Annotated in this window: 17 protein-coding genes; 11 read left to right on the top strand and 6 right to left on the bottom strand. The window is 67.1% G+C overall.

Translation table 11 applies throughout. From position 1 onward, the window contains the following. Window positions 1-94 precede the first annotated feature (94 nt). The 11 genes from FJY88_00085 to FJY88_00035 all read left to right on the top strand — a co-directional run bounded on the left by FJY88_00085 (window position 95) and on the right by FJY88_00035 (window position 13,865). A complete protein-coding gene (locus FJY88_00085; GenBank protein ID MBM3285743.1) occupies window positions 95-1,390 on the top strand; it encodes a nucleotide sugar dehydrogenase in 1,296 nt (431 codons plus the stop codon). A gap of 13 nt (window positions 1,391-1,403) precedes the next feature. Then, complete coding sequence (locus tag FJY88_00080; protein MBM3285742.1) at window positions 1,404-2,357, top strand: SDR family oxidoreductase; 954 nt, start codon at window positions 1,404-1,406, stop codon at window positions 2,355-2,357. 384 nt (window positions 2,358-2,741) lie between these two features. After that, window positions 2,742-3,479, top strand: a complete 738-nt coding sequence (locus tag FJY88_00075; GenBank protein ID MBM3285741.1) for a hypothetical protein — start codon at window positions 2,742-2,744, stop codon at window positions 3,477-3,479. A 119-nt stretch (window positions 3,480-3,598) separates the two neighbouring features. Next, the gene (locus FJY88_00070; GenBank protein MBM3285740.1) at window positions 3,599-4,654 is read left to right on the top strand and encodes an NAD-dependent epimerase/dehydratase family protein; all 1,056 of its coding nucleotides are present in this window, start codon (window positions 3,599-3,601) and stop codon (window positions 4,652-4,654) included. Window positions 4,655-4,723: 69 nt separating this feature from the next. Beyond that, a complete protein-coding gene (locus tag FJY88_00065) occupies window positions 4,724-6,478 on the top strand; it encodes a PAS domain S-box protein (protein ID MBM3285739.1) in 1,755 nt (584 codons plus the stop codon). An 11-nt stretch (window positions 6,479-6,489) separates the two neighbouring features. Beyond that, window positions 6,490-7,917, top strand: coding sequence for a sigma-54-dependent Fis family transcriptional regulator (locus tag FJY88_00060; protein MBM3285738.1), 1,428 nt, complete (start codon window positions 6,490-6,492; stop codon window positions 7,915-7,917). 37 nt (window positions 7,918-7,954) lie between these two features. Then, on the top strand, window positions 7,955-8,470 hold the full coding sequence (locus FJY88_00055) for a hypothetical protein (GenBank protein MBM3285737.1): 516 nt from the start codon (window positions 7,955-7,957) through the stop codon (window positions 8,468-8,470). Beyond that, window positions 8,467-9,471, top strand: coding sequence for a hypothetical protein (locus tag FJY88_00050; protein ID MBM3285736.1), 1,005 nt, complete (start codon window positions 8,467-8,469; stop codon window positions 9,469-9,471). Before FJY88_00055 ends, FJY88_00050 begins: the two co-directional genes overlap by 4 nt. A 21-nt stretch (window positions 9,472-9,492) precedes the next feature. After that, window positions 9,493-9,825 carry a thioredoxin gene (gene trxA / locus FJY88_00045; protein MBM3285735.1) on the top strand — a complete coding sequence of 111 codons (333 nt, stop codon included), beginning with the start codon at window positions 9,493-9,495 and terminating at the stop codon, window positions 9,823-9,825. An 8-nt stretch (window positions 9,826-9,833) separates the two neighbouring features. Then, a complete protein-coding gene (locus FJY88_00040) occupies window positions 9,834-10,697 on the top strand; it encodes a tetratricopeptide repeat protein (protein MBM3285734.1) in 864 nt (287 codons plus the stop codon). A gap of 60 nt (window positions 10,698-10,757) precedes the next feature. Beyond that, window positions 10,758-13,865: an insulinase family protein gene (locus tag FJY88_00035; protein MBM3285733.1), complete on the top strand. Its 3,108-nt coding sequence runs from the start codon at window positions 10,758-10,760 to the stop codon at window positions 13,863-13,865. Window positions 13,866-13,892: 27 nt separating this feature from the next. Here the strand turns inward: FJY88_00035 and FJY88_00030 are convergent, their stop codons facing one another. From FJY88_00030 to uvrC, 6 genes are all read right to left on the bottom strand, one after another. After that, window positions 13,893-14,567 (bottom strand): tetratricopeptide repeat protein, encoded by a 675-nt coding sequence (locus FJY88_00030; protein MBM3285732.1) that lies wholly within the window; start codon window positions 14,565-14,567, stop codon window positions 13,893-13,895. 46 nt (window positions 14,568-14,613) lie between these two features. Beyond that, the gene (locus FJY88_00025) at window positions 14,614-15,777 is read right to left on the bottom strand and encodes a hypothetical protein (protein MBM3285731.1); all 1,164 of its coding nucleotides are present in this window, start codon (window positions 15,775-15,777) and stop codon (window positions 14,614-14,616) included. After that, entirely contained in the window at window positions 15,774-17,756 is a 1,983-nt protein-coding gene (locus FJY88_00020; GenBank protein ID MBM3285730.1) for a DEAD/DEAH box helicase, read from the bottom strand. Before FJY88_00020 ends, FJY88_00025 begins: the two co-directional genes overlap by 4 nt. An 11-nt stretch (window positions 17,757-17,767) precedes the next feature. Continuing rightward, window positions 17,768-18,439 (bottom strand): hypothetical protein, encoded by a 672-nt coding sequence (locus FJY88_00015; protein MBM3285729.1) that lies wholly within the window; start codon window positions 18,437-18,439, stop codon window positions 17,768-17,770. A gap of 11 nt (window positions 18,440-18,450) precedes the next feature. Then, on the bottom strand, window positions 18,451-19,443 hold the full coding sequence (locus tag FJY88_00010; protein ID MBM3285728.1) for a tyrosine recombinase: 993 nt from the start codon (window positions 19,441-19,443) through the stop codon (window positions 18,451-18,453). Next, a partial coding sequence (gene uvrC / locus FJY88_00005; protein ID MBM3285727.1) for an excinuclease ABC subunit UvrC occupies window positions 19,343-21,430 on the bottom strand: 2,088 nt, incomplete at its 5' end. The genes FJY88_00010 and uvrC, both read right to left, overlap by 101 nt.

The raw sequence follows: 21,430 nt of genomic DNA, 5'->3' as shown, positions 1-21,430 counted from the left end.
GGGATCGCCCCGGCGGTCGACGGGCTGCCAAGTGGGATCCGGCTCAAGCGCCGCCGCATCCAACCGATCACTTCTAGAAAAGAAGGGGGAGATCGTGGATCTGGAGACGAAGATACGCGAGCGGACGGCGCACCTGGGGGTGATTGGGCTGGGATACGTGGGTCTCCCGCTGGCCGTCGAGTTTGCGCGCTCGGGATTCCGCGTGACCGGTGTCGAGGCCGATCCGATGAAGGCTCAGCATGTGATGCGCGGCATCTCGTACGTGCAGGATGTCCCCGGGGACGACCTGGCCCCTCTAGTCGAGTCCGGAAGGCTTGATGCGACAACCGATGCGTCGGCGCTGGCCGCCTGTGATGTCGTCAACATCTGCGTGCCGACGCCCTTGCGCAAGACGCGAGATCCGGATGTGTCGTACATAGTATCCGCGGTCGACCAGATCGGACGCCACCTCCATCCGGGGATGCTCATCATCCTGGAAAGCACGACCTACCCCGGCACAACGGAGGAGCTGATCCAGTCGTCTCTCGAGGAGTCAGGCCTGAAGGTCGGGACCGACCTCTACCTGGCCTTCTCGCCCGAGAGAGTCGATCCCGGCAATTCGGTCTACCAAACGCGCAACATCCCCAAGGTCGTGGGCGGAGTGACTCCCGAGTGCACGCGGCTGGCGGCGCTCCTCTATGGGTGCACGCTCGAGACCGTCGTGCCGGTCAGCTCCCCGAAGGTCGCCGAGATGGTGAAGCTCCTGGAGAACACTTTCCGGAGCGTCAACATCGGGCTGGTGAACGAGATGGCGCTGCTCTGCCACCGCATGGGGATCGATGTCTGGGAAGTGATCGATGCTGCGGCCACGAAGCCCTTCGGTTTCATGCCCTTCTATCCTGGACCGGGGCTCGGGGGCCATTGCATTCCGATCGATCCCTTCTACCTGTCGTGGAAAGCTCGAGCGGCCGGCTTCGAGGCGCGTTTCATCGAGCTTGCGGGCCAGGTGAACTCGGAGATGCCGCGAGAAGTGGTCGCCCGGGTCGTCAGCGCCCTGAACTCGATACGCATGAGCGTCAATGGCGCCCGCGTCCTGGTGATCGGCGTCGCCTACAAGGCCGATATCGACGACACGCGCGAGTCGCCTGCCCTGGACGTCATAGGTTTGCTGAAGGAGATGGGGGGCGATGTCGACTACCACGATCCCCGGGTCCCTGAGCTCGAGTTCGGGGAGGCGCGCCTGGAGTCGGTCGAGCTGAACGACGCGGTCCTCGAGGATTACGACTGCGCTGTCGTGATCACGAATCACCGCTCGATCGACTATGGGCGCATCCTTGCGCAGAGCCGCTTGGTGGTCGACACGCGCAACGTCTGGAAGGGCGTTGAAAGCCCAAAGCTGTTCCGGCTCTGAGACGGGGAGGATGATGAGGGAACTGGTCCTTGTAACGGGGGGAGCCGGCTTCATAGGCTCCCATCTGGCCGATGGGCTGGCCGCGAGGGGCCGTGCGGTTCGGATCCTCGACGACCTGTCGACCGGGCGGCGACAGAATGTGGAGGCCCTGCTCTCGCGCTATCCGGACAGGATCGACTTCATCCAAGGAGACGTCCGGGACGCCGCCACGGTCTCGGACGCGGTGGAGGGTGTCGTGGCGGTCTCCCATCAGGCGGCCCTTCCGTCCGTCGAGAGGTCGGTCCGCGATCCCTGGACCACTCATCAGGTGAACGCGGATGGAACCCTCATCCTGCTCGAGGCATGCCGGAGGGCGGGTGTGGAGCGATTCGTCCTCGCGGGGTCCTCTTCGGTCTATGGCGATCAGCCCGAGCTGCCGAAGCGCGAGAGCATGGCGGCCGCGCCGCGATCGCCGTACGCCCTCTCCAAGCTGGTCGCGGAGCAGTATGCTCGGCTGTACGCCGAGCTCTATGGGATGGGAACCGTGACTCTGCGTTACTTCAATGTCTTCGGCCCGCGACAGGACCCTGAGTCGCCCTATGCCGCCGTGATCCCGCTCTTCATTCGGGCTCTCGCGGAGGGGCGATCGCCGACGATCTACGGGGACGGGAACCAGACGCGCGACTTCACCTATGTCGCGAACGTGGTGGAAGCGAACCTGAAGGCCCTCGACGGCCCGCGCCTTGGCGGCCAGGCCCTCAATGTGGCCTGCGGAGAGCGAATCTCGCTCCTTGCGCTTCTGGATCATCTAGGGCGTCTCATGGGACGGGAGCCGAAGCCCGTGTTCGCGCCGCCGCGGGAGGGGGATGTTCGCGACTCGCAGGCCGATGTCTCGCTGGCCAGGCAGCTCCTGGGATTCGCGCCCACGATCGGGTTCGAGGACGGGATCCGCTTGACCGTCCAGGCGTCGGACGAAGCGCAGAAGTGACACTCGTCTCTGGCAGGTCGCCAGGGCGCCGTGCAATCCGCAAGGTCGACGCCCGTTTGCGGTGAGAGAGATCCCTTTCCCTCCTCCTCAAAGAAACGCGTAACGCGCAGGTAATAGCTCTTTTACGCCCTGCGCTGGTCTCCATGCCCGATTGCGCCGACAGGCACGAATATCGCGGCGTTTGTCAGGGCCATGTCCGACCTGAGAGCCTCGAGCAAGCCGATCCTCTCTGCGGTTTCCGCTGCCGTCTGCATATGCCTCTCTGTGGGCTCATCCGGTGCCGGGGGCGGGATCTTCGCCTTCGAGTCGCTCAGAAGACCCGTCACATCGGCCCAAATCGCGCGGGGTGGGCAGCACTGCGCGGCGGAGGCTGGTCCGAGCGCCTTGCGCGCAAACCCGGCCGGGCTCGCCAGCGAGAGATCCCCCTGGATCGGCATGGCCCATCAGGACTGGATGTGGGGCCTCAAGTTGGAGTGGGCGGGCGCCAGCGCGGGCATGCTCGGCGGCGTCTGCGCTGCGGAAATCTCGGCGCTACACGCCGGGGCGATGCCGGCCTATGACTCGGACGGGAGCGAGGGCGGGACCTTCGCCCCGGCCGAGGTCGTTGGAGGCCTGGGGTATGCGCGCCCGGTGGCGCCGGGTCTCCGTCTGGGCGCGTCGCTCCACATGATGCGTCTTCATCTGCCCGGCAGGCCCGCCGGCGGCGTCGCTCTTGGCGCCGGTCTTGAGTATGACACCGGCCCCTTCACCCTCGCCGCCTGCGGCCGCAACCTCGGTCCGGACTGCGAAGGGGAAGAGGATCGCTATCCGCTTCCGGCCGAGGTCGCTCTGGGCGGGGCGATGCGGCTGGCCCGGAAGGGACAGATCGCGTTGAGCCTGGTCGCCGAGCGAGGCGGCGAGGCCCGGGCTCTGACTGGGGTCCGCCTCGAAGGTCCTGCCGGGTCCTCTCTCTTGGCCGGTCTCGCGGTTCGCGGCGATCGGCGCGCCGAGCCGGCGACGATCAGCGGGGGAGTGGAGATCCCCCTCGGCAAGATTCGGTTCGGCTATGCCTATGTCCCGGAGCAGGAGACCGGGACGGCCCACTCCTTCAGCGTGAGCGTCATCGACGGGGAACGCCCTTGAGCGGTCGATCAGCGATTCGCCCCGGAACCCCCGCGTCCTCGCTGGCCGCGCGGCTTGCCACCCGACGTCCGGCTCGATAGTCTGACGTCGTGCCGTAATGGCGGCGCGGGAGATCTGGAATGGCGCGCATCGTCGTGACCGGAGGGGCGGGCTTCATCGGTTCGCACGCCGCGGAGAGTTTCGCGGCGCGCGGCCACGCGGTGGTCGTGGTCGACAACCTCTCGCGCGGGCGTCTCCTGCGTCGCGAGGATCCGAACGCCCAATACAACTGGGACCGCCTCGGTTCCATGTCGAGCATCGAAAGGATCCGGGCCGACATCCGCGAACCGGGCGTCATGGATCGCGCCCTGAGGGATGCCGATGCCGTACTGCACGCCGCCGCGCAGACGGCCGTCACCACGTCGACGGTCGATCCGGAGACCGACTTCCTTTCCAATGCCCTGGGCACCTTTCGCGTCCTCGAGGCGGCGCGGCTCTCCCCGACGCGGCCGACGGTGCTCTACTGCTCGACCAACAAGGTCTACGGCGCGAATGTGAATCGCGTTCCGCTGCGAGAGGAGAAGGACCGTTATCTCTTCGCAGGGGACTACGAGGGCGGAATACCCGAAGGCTACGGAATCGACCTCTGCGAGCACACGCCGTACGGATGCTCGAAGCTGGCGGGGGACCTCTACGCGCAGGATTATGGCCACCTGTATGGCCTCCGCGTGGGTGTTTTCCGGATGTCGTGCATCTATGGCACGCGGCAATTCGGGCTTGAGGACCAGGGATGGGTCGCATGGTTCGTTCTGGCCTCGCTGGCCGGCGCGCCGCTGACGATCTTCGGGGACGGGCGCCAGGTCCGCGACGTCCTCTGGGTCGATGATCTGATCCGCGCCTATGAGTGTTTCATCGAGAGAGGACCGCAGGTCGGTGTCTACAACCTGGGCGGCGGGCCGCGGAACACCCTATCGTTGCTCGAACTTCTCGAGCTCCTGAGGGGTCACCTCGGGCGCCCCGTCCGGTGCGCCTACGGGCCCTGGAGGCCGAGCGATCAGAAGGTCTATATCTCGAGCATCGAGAAGGCCCGCAGGGAGCTCGGATGGGAGCCCCTCGTCTCTCCGGCCGATGGTGTCGCGCGGCTCATCCGATGGGCAACGGACAACCGGGGCCTGTTTTCCCACCTGTCCGCCTAGCGCAAAGTTCCTCAACCGCTCGTTCCGCAGCGCCGATATCCGTGGGGAAACCCAACGGAGGGCGTCGGTTTGCCCGGCAAAGCAACTTCGCGCCTGCGGGTCGAAAGGCCCGCAAGGGCCACGCTACGCGCGCGCCTGGACGATCTGAGGGCGCTCATCCCTGAAGTTCCGTTGCTCGCGCCCCACGGGGACGCCGAGATGGTCCTCTGGCCGATCCTGGAGCTTCTGGAGAAGAAGCAGCGCAGGCTGATCGAGGAGGATGTGCGTCTCGCGGCCCTGCGGGAGCTGACTGAGACGCTCCTCCGCCAGCCCGAGGAGGAGCGGACCCTGAGGACCGTCACTCTCTACCTTCGGCACGCCTACGCCCTGGCGGAGGTGCTCCTGCTCACGCGGCGCGACGACGGCCGGCTTCAGGGATACAGGGCCCGCTCGGGCGACGGCCCGCACTGCGAGGCGGTCGCCTGGCCGGAGGAGCTTCTTCGAGGCACGGCATGGGAATCGGCCCTCGGCGGGGAGACCGTCCGGGGCGCCGCCCGGAGCGGGACGGTCGGGGCGCCGCCTTGCCTTCCCCTCATCCTTCCCCTGCGCTCGGGCGCGAGGAACGGCGAGCGGGACGAGGCGCTGTCCCATGAAGAGGGCGGCGTGATCGGAGTCCTGGCGGTACGCCCCGCTCACGATTCCGGCGCCGGCGAGGACCCATTCGATCTCGCCGAGCTGGGGTTTCAAACCGCGACGCTCCTCGACAGCGTTCGGCAGAGCCGCCGCAGCCGGCAGGAACAGGAGTTTCGTGAGTGTCTCCTCGAGGCGATGGGAGATGGACTGCTCGCCACAGACGGGAATGGAAGAGTGAACGCGGCGAATCCGGCGGCGCTCTCGATGCTCGGCCTGAAGGCGGCGGACGTCCTAGGGCGCCAGGTGGAGGACCTTGGAGGCCGCGCGCCCGCTCTCGTGCGTCACTGTCTGCAGGGCCTGGCCAAGCGCGAACGGATCACCCAGGCTGAGGCGGGCATCGCCTCCGAGGGGGAGAAGGTCCCGGTCAGCGTGACCGTGGTTCCCCTGAACGGGGATGACGGCGCGCAGGGCGGGATCGTCGCGACCTTCTCGGATCTGCGTCCGATCCGGACGATGGAAGCGGAGGTCCGCAGACTCGACCGGCTGGCCGCCCTGGGTCGCTTCGCCGGGTCGGTCGCGCACGAGATCCGCAATCCCCTGGCCGCGATCGGAGCCGGCGTCGAGTTCCTGTCGCGAGCGCTTCCCGCGGAGAATCAGGGCGACCTGAAGTTCGTGCAGGCCGAAATCGCCCGTCTCGATCGGATCGTGCGGGATCTGCTCGAGCCCTCCAGGAATCAGCCTCTCCAGAGGACTCGCATCCGCGTCGAGGACCTGATTCTGCGGGCGCGTCAGGCAGTCGAGCCGGCCCTCCGCGAGCGCAACCTCAGCCTTATTGTCGAGCCGAGGCGGGCGGCTGACGGGGAAGCCGAGATCGACGTGGACGTGGACCGGCTGCTCCAGGTCCTGGTGAACTTGCTCGTAAATGCCGCCGAGGCGTCGCGGCCCGGCGGTCGGATCGAGGTCGGCTGGGAGAAGGATCCCGGCGGCGGGCCCTCGACTCTGCTCTGGATACAGGACGGGGGCGCTGGGATTCCGCCGGAACACCTCGCCCACATCTTTGAGCCCTTCTACTCGACGAAACCAACCGGGACGGGTCTTGGCCTGTATGTCTGCCGCGGAATCGTTGGCCAGCACGGCGGCGAGATCGATATCGCCTCCGAGCAGGGGCGAGGAACGCGGGTGACGCTCAGGCTGCCCGATCCGATCCCGTAGGGAGGATCCGCATGTCGGCTTCCGTATTGATCATCGACGACCAGGAATCGTTGCGCCATTTCCTCACCCGGGCGATGGAGCAGCAAGGGTACGCAGTGCGCTCGGCCGGCACGCTGGCCGAGGGATGGGAGAGGGCGACCGCCGACGGCGCCGATCTCGTCCTCCTCGATCTCCGTCTTCCGGACGGATCCGGAATCGACCTCCTCGAGCGCCTGCGCGAGCGGGAGCCGGAGCTGCCCGTGATCGTCATGACGGCCTATGGCGAGGTGCAGACCGCCGTGGCGGCGATGAAGGCTGGCGCCTACGACTTCCTGATCAAACCGGTGAACCTCGAGCAGGTCCAGGTGCTCTGCGGCAAGGCTCTGGAGTCGGCGCGGGCGTTCAGGGAGCTTTCGATGCGGCGCCGGCACGAGAAGGAGCGTTACGAACGCGAATTCGTGCGCGGGACCTCGCCGGCGATCCAGGCCGTCTATGACGTCGCCGAGAAGGTAGCCGCCAGCGACACGACGAGCGTGCTGATCACCGGCGAGAGCGGCACGGGAAAGCAGGTGATCGCCCGCTACATCCACGACATGGGCCCTCTCGCCAACGGCCCCTTCCTCGAGATCAACTGCGCGGCGATCCCGCGGGAGCTTCTCGAGTCTGAGCTCTTCGGGCATGAGAAGGGGGCCTTCACGGACGCCCGCGCGAGGAAGCAGGGACTCCTGGAGCTCGCCGACGGAGGCAGCCTGTTCCTGGACGAGATCGGCGAGATGAGCCCGAACCTCCAGGTCAAGGTCCTGAAGGTGCTGGAGAACATGTCGTTCCGGAGGGTCGGCGGAACCCGGGACATCCAGGTTTCCGTGCGGATCCTCTCCGCGACCAACCAGGATCTGGCGCGGATGGTGGGGGAGGGGCGCTTCCGCGAGGACCTCTACTACCGTCTGATGGTCGTGCCGATCCGAATGCCCGCCCTCCGCGAGAGACGGGAGGACATCCCCCTGCTGGCGGAGCACTTCGTCTCCTTCTTCAGCAAGGCATTCCGCAGGCGCTTCCGGGGCATCCGCCCCCAGGCGATGGCGAAGCTGCTCGAGTACGCCTGGCCCGGCAACATTCGCGAGCTGCGGAACGTCATCGAACGGACCGTGCTCCTGGAGGATGGAGAGAGGATCGAGGCCGAGCAGCTCAAGATGGGCGGAGAGGCGGTCGGGGCGGGAGGCGGAGGAGATCTCCTGGATGCGATCCGAAGGGTGATGGTCGACGGCAAGATCGACCCGGGCGGCATTCCCTTCGAGGAGTGGATGGAGGCGGTCGAGAGAGGGTTGATCGGCCGAGTCTTCGAGGCGGCCGGCGGGAATCAGACCCGGGCCGCGGAGATCCTCCAGACGACCCGCGACAAGCTCAGATATCGAATGAAGCAGTACGGGCTGCGCGAGCCTGTGGGGGCGCGCGAGCCCTAGAGTTGTCCCGCGCGCGCGCGCTTCCTATACTCCGTCCATGGGGAATCGTGCGCGCGCCTGCCATCTCGCCTGGGTCGCTCTTCTCGCCTCGGGTTGCGGGATCTACTCCTTCACGGGCAGCTCGCTGCCGTCGCACATCAAGAGCGTCTCCGTTCCGATCCTGATGAACGACACTCACGAGCCAGCGCTGGCGAACGAGGTGACCGATGCGATCACCCAGCGCTTCCTGCAAGACGGCCGCCTGAAGATCGCGGGGGAGAGCCGCGCCGACTGCATCCTCGAGGGGCGGGTGGTCTCCTACGAGAACAAGGTCCACAACTACTCGGCCGCCCAGGTTCCAGAGGACTACATCGTCGTCATGCGCGTTGGGCTCACGATGCGAGACAGCGTGAAGAACAGAGAGCTCTGGAGCGAGGAGTCGCTGGTCGTCTCGGCCGTCTACCGCGTCGCCGGAGAGGGGCAGGACGGCTTGCGCGACGAGGAGGCGGCGCGCAGGAAGGCGATCGCGGACCTCGCCGAGGATGTCCTTGCGCGGACGATGGAGCAATGGTGAGCGCGGGTTGGGGCGGGAAGCGGACGGCGCCGGGGAAGTTCGCGCCCCTCCTGGAGAAGTTCGGTCCTCCGGGGAGCGTTCTGCTGGCGGGCCCCGAGGTCTTGATCCGCGACCAGATGCTGGCGCTCCTGCGGCGCTCTGTGCTCGGACAGGAAGCGGACAGCGGCCGCTGGAGCCGCGAGACCTACCAGGCGCGCGAGTTGCCGCTTGGGCAGCTGACCTCAGGGCTCCGGGTGGTGGGTCTCTTCGGCGACGCGCGCCTCGTGGTCGTCACGGAAGTGGAGCGCTACGGGCGTTCCGGCAAAGCCGACCGGGAGGAGTTCTGGCGCTGTCTCGACTCGCCCAGCCCCGGCGTCCATCTCGTCTTGACGAGCGAGAAGCCGCTATGGGAGCTCGAGCGGGCGAGCGAGTTCGTGAAGGGGACGCTCTCGCGCGTCGACGCCGTGATCCCTCTCGATCACCCGGGTCATGCTGACGGCGTCGCGCTCGCGCAGAAGCTCGCCCAGGAGCGCCATGGCCTCTCCCTGCCTGAGGATGCCGCGCGCAGGCTGGTCGACGCGGTCGGTCCCAATCTCATGGAGATCTCGAACGAGATCGATCGGCTCGCCCTGCGGTTGGGTTCGGGCGCCAAGGTGACCGATGAGGACTTGCGGAGTTGGCTGAGGTCGGGAATCGCCGGCTCGCTCGCGGACCTCGAGCAGGCGGTTCTGGGCGGGGACGTCAGGCTTGCTCTGCGCTACTGGGCCGCGGTGCGGCCGAAGTTCGCTCCCGCGGCCGTGACCTGGATGATGGGAAGCAAGTTCCTCGATGCGAGGTGGGGGAGGGGAGGAGGAGAGGGGGGACGCGACCCGCGCGCCGTCCTCCGGCTGCTCAGGGAGTGCTACGGTCTTGAACGTGCGATCAAGAGGGGAGAGATCGCTTCCATCGTACAGGAGACCGCTTTCGAGACGATGTTGGCGAGGGTGTGCCGAGCCGAGGGGACGGCGCGCAAGGGTGAGTAGGGCGCGAAACGAGGAGAAGAAATGGCGCAGGTTATCGATGTCACAGATGAGACGTTCGCGAGCGTTGTGTTGAGCAGCAAGATCCCGGTCGTCGTGGACTTCTGGGCCGAATGGTGCAATCCCTGCAGGCTGATGGCGCCGGTCGTCAAGGAGCTCGCGGCTGAGATGGACGGCAAGGTCCTCTTCGCGAAGCTGGATGTGGACGCGAACCATGCGACGCCGGGCGCCTACGGGATCCAGGGGATCCCGACGCTCATCTTCTTCGTGGGGGGCAAGCCGGTGGGCCAGCAGGTCGGGGCCATGAGCAAGGATGCGCTCAAGAGCGCCCTGGCGGGCGCCCTCGGCGTCTCGTAGGCGGTTCGATGCGGCATCGATCCCGGGGCTGCCTTGCGGTGCTGGCCGTCGTCCTGCTCCCTCTGTGTGCGTCCGCGGAGTCGATGGGGGCCGGGGAGAGATGCGAGGATCTTCAGGCGATAAGATGGGTCGCCGATCTGGAGACAGCGCTCGAGCAAGCCGAGGTGGAGGACAAGGTCGTCCTGGCGAACTTCTACACGGGCTGGTGCGGATGGTGCCGGAAGATGGAGCGCGAGACCTATCGGGACCCGGCCGTGGTCAAACGCTCATGCCGGATGGTCGCGGTGAGCGTGGATGGCGAGAAGAGGGCGGATCTCGCGCGCAAGCTCGGGGCGACGGCCTTTCCAACGGTCGTCTTCCTTCGCTGGGACGGTTCGCCGATCCAGGCAGTCCGGGGCTACAAGGCGCCGTCCGACTTCGCTCTGCTTCTGGATCGTCTCCTCGACGCCGGCGCAGAGGAGTACACGCTCCGCCAGAGGGCGAAGGACCATCCCGAGCTGATCGAGGTGAGGATCGACCTTGCGCGCATTCTCCTGCGTCGCGGCGCCCACGAGGAGGCATGCGCGCTGCTGGAGGAAACGACGGAGGCGGGGGCGGACCTCGGGGAAGATCGAGCGGGGGATCTCCTGCTACTGCGCGGGAGGGCGCTGATGGGGGCGGGACGCTCGGGCGAGGCGCGCCCGCTCTTCGCGGCGCTTGCGAAGATGAGCCGGGGAAGGATGCGCGGGATCGCCCTCTACCATCTGGCGGAGTCCTGCCTCGCCGATGGGGACAGGAAAGAGGCGCGCAAGCAGTTCCGACGGATCCTGGAGACGCTCCCGGAGGGATGGTTGGCGGCCCGCTCCCGCGAGCGGCTTGCCGAGCTCGGCTAGCGAGGAGATAGATGATCGGGCCCCAAGGGCACGTAGCCGGGGGCCCGATCGGATGCCGGCATGCCGCCGGCGATTTCTTGGGGTGTCATCCGCCTCCGCCGTGCCTGGCAGCCATTCACGGAACGCCTAGAGTATTCTCGCGGTCCGTGGCTGCCGGGACTGCTCACGGGCGGCCCAGAGTCGGCCCCCTCGCAAGGAGGCGAGACTCAGTGGACGCTGTTGCGTCCATTCGCTCTCACCTCCGCGGTTTCGGATTGCAGGGGGCGTGCCGTTCGGCAGGCAGGGGCGTGCGACTGCGTATGCTGCTCTAGCGGCTCGCGCGCCAGCGTGTTGTGTGACAGGCTTGCCGCCCGGCGGGTTCAGCGGGGGGCAGGCCGCTGGAGGGAAGGAGGCGGAATGCAAGGGACGGCGATGCGATTTGAGCGGGCCGCAGGGCGTGGGGCTGAATTGACTACGTTACATAATAGTTCTTATGCGCCATTACGACAGAGCCTCAAAAGGGCTCTCGGGGCCGGCTTCCTGGCCTTCTCCCTTCTGCTGGCATGCCTCTCCCCCGTCGCTGCCGGCGGCGCGCGGGCCGATCTGAACCCGCCACGCTGGGGCTACCTCGACAACGGCATGGCCTACCTGCTTCTCGAGAACCACGCCGCCCCCCTCATCGGCAGCTCGGTCTTCGTCCACTCGGGGTCGGCCCGCGAGGACTTCACGACGAGCGGGGCGAGCCACTTCCTCGAGCATCTTCTCTTCAATGGGACGGAGAGCCGGACGCAGGAGCAGCTCTATGCGGAGGTCGATGCCCTTGGCGCCTATAACAACGCGACGACGCGCCGGAACCATGTCCTCTACATGATGCTGACTCCATCGGAGAAGATCCGGCAGGGGCTGGAGATCCAGCGGGACATGCTCTTTCACTCGATCCTTCCTCCCGAGAAGCTCGAGAAAGAGAGGGGCATCATCCTAGCGGAACTCGCCAAGGACAAGGACGCGGGGACTTTCGACCGCGAGCGGCTCCTCGATCTGATGACCTTCGGTCCAGGAGGGCTTGGGCTAGCCCTTCCGGTGCTTGGCAGCGAACGCTCGATCAAGGCCCTGAGCCGCGAGACGATCCTCTCCTTCTATAAGGGTCTCTATACGCCGCAAAACATGAGCGTGCTGGTGATTGGCGACTTTGCTTCAAGCGAAATGGAAAGGGCGCTTCATGAGATCTTCGGGGCCGAGCCCCCGGGGCCGGTTCCGCCAGCCGCAGCCCTGGCAGAGCCGGCGTGGGACCCCTCCCCTACCGTCGCCAGCAGTGGGGGAGCGACGGCGGTCCAGCAATGGACCTTTCCGGGCCCCTCCCCCGATGGACCCGCATGCCTGGCCGTCGAGTGTCTGACCTCGCTCCTCGCCGGAGAGAGCTTCTCCCCGTTCGAAAGGGCTCTGCGGGAGCGCTTCCCGCGCGGGATCCACTCTTGCGGCGGGTGGCTCGACTTCGCTCCCGGGGGCACCTTCCTGCGTATCCGCGTCGAGACGGACGCAGATCTGGACTGGCGGGCCGTCGAGCCGGTCGTGCCGGAGATCCTGCGGACGATCCCACTCCCCTCGGAGTCCGATCTGCATGGATGGAAGGTCAGCCAGGAAACCGAGGAGTTCTTCCTGCGGGAGAAGCCGCACTTCTACGGCATCGTTCGCGGAGACAAGATCGCCGGCCAGGGGCTCTCCTCGATCCTCACGCTTCCCGAGCGGCTCGCCCGCCTCACGATAGAAGACCTGGAAACGGAGCACTCTCGCTGGCCCGGGGATCGCTTCCGGCTGGCGGTCGTTCTGCCCCGCGAGGAAACGAAGCCCGACGACACCTCAGGGGCTGGCGCCGCGCACTTGAGGACGACCCTCCGCAACGGCATCGATCTGCTGGTTCTATCGGGTGCCGAGAGCCCCGTTCTCGCTCTCCATCTTCTGGTTCGCGGACGATCGGAGGTCGAGCCGGATGGATTGGATGGCGCCGTGGAGTTGCTCCACCGCCTGATGCAGGTCCGAACATCGAAGTCCTCGCCGGAGCAGCTCGCCCGCAGGCTCAGGGGGATCGGCGCTGAGGTGAAGACGGCCGATGACCCGAACATCCCCTATGACGACTTCTACTCGAGCCCTCGGGCCAGCTTCGTCCGATTGCAGACCTTGGACGAGCATGCTGAGGAGGCTTTCGCCCTGCTTGCCGAGCTCCTGGGCCCTCCGGCCTGGACCGACGAGGAGTTCGGGGAGCAGCAGAAGGCAATGCTCGCGGCAGCCCAACGCGCCTCGGCCAGCGCCGCAACCGCAGGGCGGGCGATCGCGCGAAGGGCGCTCCATGGTTCCGCTCCGCGGTCGCGCGCCGTTTTCGGAACCCCCGAGACGCTCGCGAGGATCACTCCCCCCGCGCTTCGCGATCTCGCGCGCCGCTACTGGATCGGCAATCGGATGCTCCTGGTCGTGGGAACTTCCCTGCCGCCGGAGGACGTCGTGGCGCTCGCCGAGCGTCACTTGGGCGAGCTTCCCGCCGGCTCGTCCCCTCCCCCGCTCGACTTGGGGGAATCGATTGCCGCGCGCCTTCGCGGGTCGCTCCCGAGCGCCGACTCGATCCCGCCGGACCTGCCGGGTCTCGCTCTCCCCGAGTCGGTTCTCTTTCGTGTTCACAGGATGGACGCCAAGCAAGGAAGCCTCGTCTATTCCCGCCTCCTGGGAAGGGTGGACGGCGAGACACAACCGGCGATCGAGGTCTGGAATGCGGTTCTCTCCTCCGCGATCCAGTTCCAGCTCCGCGAGACAGAGGGCCTCGCCTACTCGATCGGTTCCTCGGTCGAGTGGCTCGATGACGGCACGGTCCTCTGGACGGCCTCTGCCGGCTCCGCCAGCAAGAATCTCCCGCGGATCCTGGCCGGATTCGATGAGTTCCTGGGGGCGGCCCTCGCGAACGCGCCCGACTCCGCGGCCGTGACGACGCAGGCGGCGCAGATCTACGGCCGCGCCCTCATGAGGCGCGCGACCCGGATGAACAGGGCCTATGCGGCTGGGATGGCGATGCTGAGCGGAGAAGATCCCCTTGGGATCGACGAGAGGCTGCGAGCGCCGATGGCCGTGACGGCCCGGGATGTCGGTGCGGCTCTTCCGTCCCTTCGGGGGAAGGGCCCAGGCCTCGTCGTTGTCACCTACTGACCGCGCGACGGCGCAGGGAGCGGCGCGTCAGGGCCCCTTGCGCGCCGCGGCCGCCGCGAGCCCCTCGCGCGCCTCGCGCGCCCGGGGGCTTTCCGGAAACTTCTCGAGCAGCAGCCGGTAGGCCGCAATCGCGTCGTCGTACTTCCCGGCGTCCGCGAAGGCCGATCCGGCCGACGCGAGATCGTCGGATCGCATGGGCGAGCCGTCGACAGCCGCCGATTCCAGGAACTTCCGCCCCGCGTCCTCGACCCTGCCGAGGGCGAGAAGCGAGGCCGCCGTCCCTCTCAGAGCAGAGGCCCGGAGCAATCCATCTGAAGGACGCGTTCGGAGGAATGCCTCATAGAGACGGGCGGCCTCCTCGGGCCGTCCCATCTCGAGCAGGCAGTCGGCGTTGCGCAGGCGGGCGAGCTTCCCGCTCGGGGTGCTTCCGTGCCTCTCTGCCGTCTCCTGGAACTGCCGGGCGGCCATCTCCAGCATTCCGTTCTGGTAGTAGGACTCCGCGTCGAGCAGAACGACTGCGGCCTGCCGGGCAGTCTTGGCGCGAGACTGGCGCATGAAATGCACCGCCACGAGGGCCACCACCAAGACTCCGACCACGATGGCGATCGTCGCGGCCCTCTCCCGGACCGCCTGGGCGAAGCGCGCGGCGGCCTTAAGGACCGGATCCTCGCGCAGCTCTTCCTTGGAAAGCCTCTCCGTCAACCCATGCCTCCCTTTCCTCGAACTATCAGGCGCGAACTGTTCGAGCCTATCGGTCCCCGGGGACCAGGGTCAAGTGCCCGCGTGCCCGCCTCCCGCGCGGCTTCTCACGCGGAGATCCCCCCTTCTCCCCCGGCTCCAGACTCTGATGCTCGATCTCTCGCTCCTTGCCGGCGCACTCGAGGCAGACCATCCCCCCCCGCGGGCGAGCCTGGGGTTCCGTCAGACCCACCCTGCCGCACGCCTCGCAGTAGGGCGGCAGGAACCTGCGGGACTGCTCGTCCCATACCAGCAGGGCGCCGCGCGGAGCGGACCTGCCCTGGCCCTTGCCGGGGCCGGCGTATCGATAGGCGGCGCGCGGCATCATCTGCAGACCGAGAGCCACGAGGCGGGCGCTCACCCTGGGCCTCCAGAACTCGTTCGCTTCCTCGGTTCTTCGCTTCCACTCGAGCTGGAGCCATCGGATCCGGTCTTCCCGGTCCTCGACCTTGGTCGCCCACCGGCGGCTCTGATTGCGCGCCTCCTCGATCAGCTGCTCGTAGTATCCCTGGATCGACTCGATTTCCTGCTGAAGCCGGGTCTCCGATGTGGCCAGGACCTTCTTGATGCGGCGCCTCATCCGTTTCTCGAATCCGGCCAGGGCAGTCTCGATCACCCGCGGCGGAATCGGCAGCGGCGGCAGCAGGCTCCGGCCCTTTCGCGGCTCAGGCTCCAGAGTTCCCCAGAGATCGGCCAGATCGGGCGTCTGCGCCCAGGTCTCGAGCGTGGCCCCATCGACGCTGACCACCTCGGTCTCGTCCGGAGCTTCGATCGATGGATAACCGATCGTGAAGACGAAGTGGTAGACCGCTTGGTAGGTCGGCTCGACCTTCGCGGGCGGCTGTCCTCCAAGGCTGATCGCCTTCGAGAGCGCGGGCGGGCGCGCGGCTGAAGAGGGTGGTCTTGCGAAGGCTATTCCGACGCGCCCCTCCTCGCGCGCCACGGCAAGGAGACGGTCGAACACAGGATTCCCGACCGTGGCCAGTTCCGATCTCGGGTGGCGCGAGAGGGCCCGCTGGTTGAACGAGAAGACGAGCTCCCCGCGCCCGAAGCGCTCGCGCAGCTCCTTGGGAAGCCGAAACGACCAGACGTCCGGCTCCAGCCTCTGCGGCTCAAGCCCTCGGACCTCGAGCCAATCCTCGACGAAGCGCTGCAGGACCGAAGCCTTGATCACGAGATCTCCCCCTCCCGCGCCCCGACCGACTCGAAGATCGCCTGGTCATAGTCGCGGATCTTCTCGTAGCGTTTGCGCGCCAGCAGAAGATCCTCACCGAAGGCGCCGAAGGCCTCCTCGAGGTCCTTCCTGTTGCGGTGACTCGCCCAGATCTGGAAGACGCGCTGTTCGAAGCTCTCCCGCTCGCTCCATTGGCCGAGGACCATGTCCATCTCGCCGATGACCAGCTCGAACATGTTGATCTTCCGGTGGAGAATGGCGAGGACGTAGTCCTCGACCGTGTCCTTGGCGGTGAAGTTGTGGATCCTCGTGTCTCGAGTCTGACCCAGACGATGCACGCGGCCGATGCGCTGCTCGATCCGCATCGGATTCCACGGGAGGTCGTAGTTGACCACGGTGCGACAGAACTGCAGATTGCGCCCCTCTCCCCCTGCTTCCGTGCTGATCAGGATCCGCCTGTCGCGCCGAAAGGCCTCGACGGCAGTGTCCTTCTCCGCCGCTGTGAGGCTGCCGTGGAAGATCGCCGGCTCCTCCCCCAGGGCGCGAAGCCCCGACTCGAGGAACTCGAGGGTGCGGCGGAACTGGGTGAAGATGAGGACTTTCTCGTCGGCGTCGGTCTTGCTCAGGAGTTGCTGCAGGCCCTCGAACTTCCTGCTGACGCGCACGGCGCGGGCCATCTCGACCAGGCGCTTCAGTCTCTTCGCTTGGTTTCCCGTCCGGAAGACCCGCGCCGAGCGTTCGAGAGTCTTCTGCGCGGCGAGGTGGCTGCTGCCCATTTCCTTCTGGAGCACGAGCAAGAGGAAGTGCCAATGGCCGTACTCGTCCGGCTCGCTGTCGGAGACGATGTCGTGGACGAAGCTCGACACCCCGTCATAGAGGCGCCTCTCCTCCGGGCTCAAGTCGAAGGTCTCGATCATCACCTCGCGCTTGGGAAACTTGAGCGCCGTCGAGCTTCTCGTCGTCCGGATCATGATCTCGCTCAGAAGAGAGGAGAGCTGCCGCGTGTTCTTGGGCAACCGCTTGTCGCCCCGCACCATGAACTGCTTCCTGAACGCCCGATAGGTTCCCAGCACGCCAGGCTTCAGCAGAGTCACGAGGTTGTAGAGTTCGCGCAGGTCGTTCTGGACGGGCGTGGCCGTGAGGAGAAGGAGGTACTTCAACGAGAGGGCGTCCACGAACCTCCAGCCCTGGGTGAGGTGATTGCGGAGGCGGTGGGCCTCGTCAACCACGAGGATGTCGAATCCCTGGCGCCCGATCTCCTCCCGATTGCGCTCCGTCTTGGCGGTGTCGAGCGAGGCGATCAGGAAGGCGTGGTTCCCCCATCCCTCGCCCCGGGCGCGCACGACGAACGGAAGATCGAACTTGTGCGTCAGCTCTTCCCGCCACTGCGTGAGCAGGGAAACGGGCGCGAGCACGAGCGCGCGCCGGACCAGGCCTCGCAGCGCGTACTCCTTGAGGATCAGTCCCGCCTCGATCGTCTTTCCCAGACCGACTTCATCGGCGAGCAGGGCCCTGCCCCGCATCTGGCGGAGCGCCCTGAGGACGGCCCGGATCTGGAAGTCATAGCGCTCGAGATCGCGGACGCCGTTCAGGCAGAGCAGGTTCTCGAATCCCCTTGTGAGCGCGAGGCGTTCCGCGGCGAGGTGGACCAGGAATCGCTCTGCGCTTCCCTTGGGCATCTCCGCGAGCGATCGGAAGGCGTCGACCGTCTCGGGATCGATGCAAAGGGCGCCGTTCTCGTCCTGCGTCCCGGGGCGCGCCTCCTCGGGCGCGTTCTCGCTCGGTTGGGGGGCGCCCGCAGGCTCCGGGGCCTTCTGGCCGACGCGCGGGTGGTTGGAGTTCAGCCTGCGCACGCCGTCCTGGAAGGCGACCTCCAGGATGTCGAAGAAGGGGCGGGGGCGCACCCCAACGACCATCCCCTCCCCGTAGTCGACATGGTGGAGCGTGTCCCCCACCGCGAACCGCTTGACCGGAGCCAACCCCTCTCCTCTCAGATCACGTAGATGTGGATTCCCAGCGCTGGCTGGACCACCAGGTTGGTGCCGTCCTGCCCCGGCAGGCCATAGACACGGCCGCTCAGGTCCACACTGAAGGACCGGCGGATGAAGTATTCCATACCCAGGGCCCCCCCGTACAGCAGGCGGAATTCGCGCTTCTCCACCTCGCTCCTGGCGAAGCGGATCTCGCGCTGCTGGATCCCCACGCTGGGGGCCACGTAGTAGGAGGCTTTCTGGCGACGGTTCACGTACATGTAGTAGTCCGCCCGGAAGGACGTGAACTTGGCCCACTGCGCAAGAGAACCCTTGAGGGCCGAATCGAGGTCCGCGTTCCTCTTGTAGCGCAGGTCGTCGAACCCGAATCCGAGCGCGTGGCTGCGGTCCAGGACGAAGCGGACGGCGACATGGGCGGACGGTCCCCACTCATCGTGGTACTTGGAGATTCCGACTCGGTAGGTCTCGTCAGTCCCCTCGGGATAGGAGATCCGGTACGAGTCGTCACCGAACACTCGTCCATACCCGAACTGGACTCCGAAGCTGGGGGTGCTCTGGCGGTGCTCGTAGGCGCTTGCCGGGGCAACCAGGGAGGCCAGCTGGAGCAGCAGAGCTAGCAGGACGGCCCCAGCCCCTCCAAAACCCCTCCGATCGCATGTGGCGCGTCTCACGCGGGCTCCTTTCATCCCCCGCCGCGGGGGTGGTGCTGTCTGTGAATCCGCCTGAGGTAGGCGGGGTCGACGGCTGTGTAGATCTCCGTCGTGGTCAGGGAGCGATGGCCCAGTAGCTCCTGAACGATCCTCAAGGATGCTCCGTTCTGGAGGAGGTGGGTCGCGTAGGTGTGTCTCAGGAGATGCGGATGGAGGCGGCGAGGATCGAGGCCGGCCACCTCTCCCCTCTTTCGAACGATCCGGAAGAAGCCCATTCGCGAGAGGGGGCGACCCCGGCGGTTGAGAAAGAGGCGCTCCGATCCCCCACCGGGGGCCAAGCGGGGGCGAGCCCTCGCGACGTAGTCCCGCACGGCCCGGCAGGCCGGCTTGCCCAGAGGAACCACCCGCTCCCTGTCTCCCTTGCCATGAACGTGGATCAGGCGGTTCTCCAGGTCGACGGCCTCAGCGCCCAAGCCGACCAGCTCCGAGGCGCGCAGACCTGCGCCATAAGCGATCTCGAGAAGCGCGCGGTCCCGCAAGTCGAGAGGCTCCCGCCCGCCCGCCGCATCCAGGAGCCTCTCGATCTCCTCGATCGAGAGGCTCTCGGGAAGTCGCCGCGCCACGCGGGGGCCTTCCAGGTCCCTGGCGGGGCTCTGGTCGATCTCCCCCTCCTCCAGAAGGCGCCGGTAGAACCCCCGGAGGCTGCTCCTGTACCGCTGCTGACTCCGCCGCGCTCTCGCCTCCCCGTGCAGGCGCGCGAGGTCCCTTCGCAGGAGCTCTGTGTCGACCTGCTTCCAGGCCGTCACGCCGGACTCCAGCAGAAAGGCGACGTGTTGGACCAGGTCGCTCCGGTAGGAGATGACGGTGCGCGCGGAGAGGCGCCTCTCGAGGCGCAGGTGGTCGAGGTAGGCGTCCAGCGCCGCCTCAAGACTCGTCAACGGTCCCTCCGGAGATCTCCGCTCGCGGGATCTCTGCGGCCCCGAGCCCCTCCTTGATGCGCCGGGCGATCCGAGGCCCGATCCCAGGCACGCGCACCAGGGCCTCGACGCTTGCGCGCCTGACCCCCTCGACGCTGCCGAAGCGCTCGAGCAGACGCGCCCGCCTCACCCTTCCGACTCCCATCAACGGATCGAGAGCGGACCTGGTCTGCCCCTTCCCCCGAATAGACCGATGGTAAGAGAGGGCGAAACGATGGGCTTCGTCGCGGACCCGTTGCAGAAGTCGGAGCGCGTCCGAGTTGCGAGGGAGACGGAGGGGCTCGCTGACGCCGGGGATGACCAACTGCTCCTCCCGCTTCGCCAACCCCAAGACGGCGATCTCGCCAAGGCCCGCTTGCTCGAGGACGGCTACCGCCCTGCCCACTTGCCCTCTCCCCCCATCGACCAGGATCAGATCGGGCCCAGCCCCTCCATCCTGCCGCAGCCTCCCGAGCCGTCGCCTGAGAACCTCTTCCATCATGGCAACGTCGTCCGGTCCTTGGACTTGCTTGATCCTATAGCGGCGATAGGCGCTCTTCAAGGGTGATCCGTCCTGGAAGCAGACTTGAGCCGCGACGGCATAGGTCGCCTGGAGGTTGGAGATGTCGAACCCCTCGATTCGATAGGGGATTCGAGGTAGACCGAGCCTCTCCTGAAGCTCATAGATCCCGGGGTCGACGAGAGTCCGCCTCTTCCTCTGCCGGAGCTCTTCTTCCTCCAGTCCGAGATGCGCGTTCTCTCGGGCCAGGTCGAGCAGCCCTCGCTTCGCGCCCGCGCGGACCGGGCGGATCCGCACCGCGGCCCCCCGCCGGGATGACAGCCACCCCTCCAGGAGCGGCGCCTCCGAGGGGGCGAGCGATGTGAGTATCAGATCGGGGGGATCCTGAGCACCGCCGTAGAGATCGATGAGGAAGAGCCTCAGGATCTCCGGCTCCTCCGTCTCCGATGCCCTGAGGACGATGCGCTGCTCCTTGCCGAGGACCTTCCCGTCGCGCACATGCATGGCGACGCAGCAGGCGCGCGCGCCGCGCCGGACGAGCGCCACGACATCTGTATCGGACTGCAGCGCCGGGGTCATTCTCTGGAGCAGGCCAAGCCGCTCGAGGGTCGCGATGTCGTCTCGCAGGCGGGCTGCCTCCTCGAAGCGCGCTTCTCGGGAGCAGGCGAGCATCCGAGCGCGCATCTCCTCCACGACGCCGCCGACATCTCCCCCGAGGAAACGAAGGAGACGGGCGACGATGGCGCCGTAGTCGGCCTGATCGATTCTCGCCGTGCAGGGAGCCGGGCAGCGCTCGATGAAGTACTCGAGGCACTCGCGTCCCCCGCTCTCCAACCTCTGATCGGTGCAGTTGCGCAGCCGGAAGACGCCGCGCAGCCCCTTCAACGTCCGTCTCAGGCCCTTCACGAATGTGTACGGCCCAAAGTACCGGGACCCATCGGCGATCACTCGCCGCGTGAGGAAGAGGCCGGGGAAGGGATGGCCTGTCGTCACCTGGAGGAACGGGTAGCTCTTGTCATCCTTCAAGAAGACGTTGTAGCGGGGACGATGCTCCTTGACCAGGTTCGCCTCGAGGATGAGCGCCTCCGTCTCGGACCCGGTCACGATCGTCTCGATGTCATGGATCCGCTGGACCATCTGGGCCAGCCTCGATCCGGGCTCGTGGCGCGTGCGGAAATAGCTGCGGACGCGCGGCGGCAGGCTCTTCGCCTTGCCGACATAGAGCACCTCGCCGGCGCTGGTGCGAAAGAGATAGACGCCCGGCCGCCGCGGCAGCATGCGCAGCCGCTCCTCCAGAAGCTTCATCCCTTCCTCCGCAGCCTCCCTCCGAGGATCGCCCAGAGGTCCCGCGGCTCCTCCGCGCCCATCGCCGTGAGCACGACGATGTAGGCGAGGATTCCGCCGGTCCCGGCTGCCGCGAGACGGGGCGGGGCCGGGAGGGGGATCCAGCGGTCGCACGCGTAGGCTACGCAGCCGCCCAGGAGCGAAGCCGCCAGGAAACGTCCTGCCGCGGCGACGAGCCCCGCCGGCGGATCG

The sequence above is a fragment of the Candidatus Eisenbacteria bacterium genome (assembly GCA_016867495.1).
GTDB lineage: Bacteria > Eisenbacteria > RBG-16-71-46 > CAIMUX01 > VGJL01 > VGJL01.
This window is presented reverse-complemented; position numbering and strand designations above follow the sequence as displayed.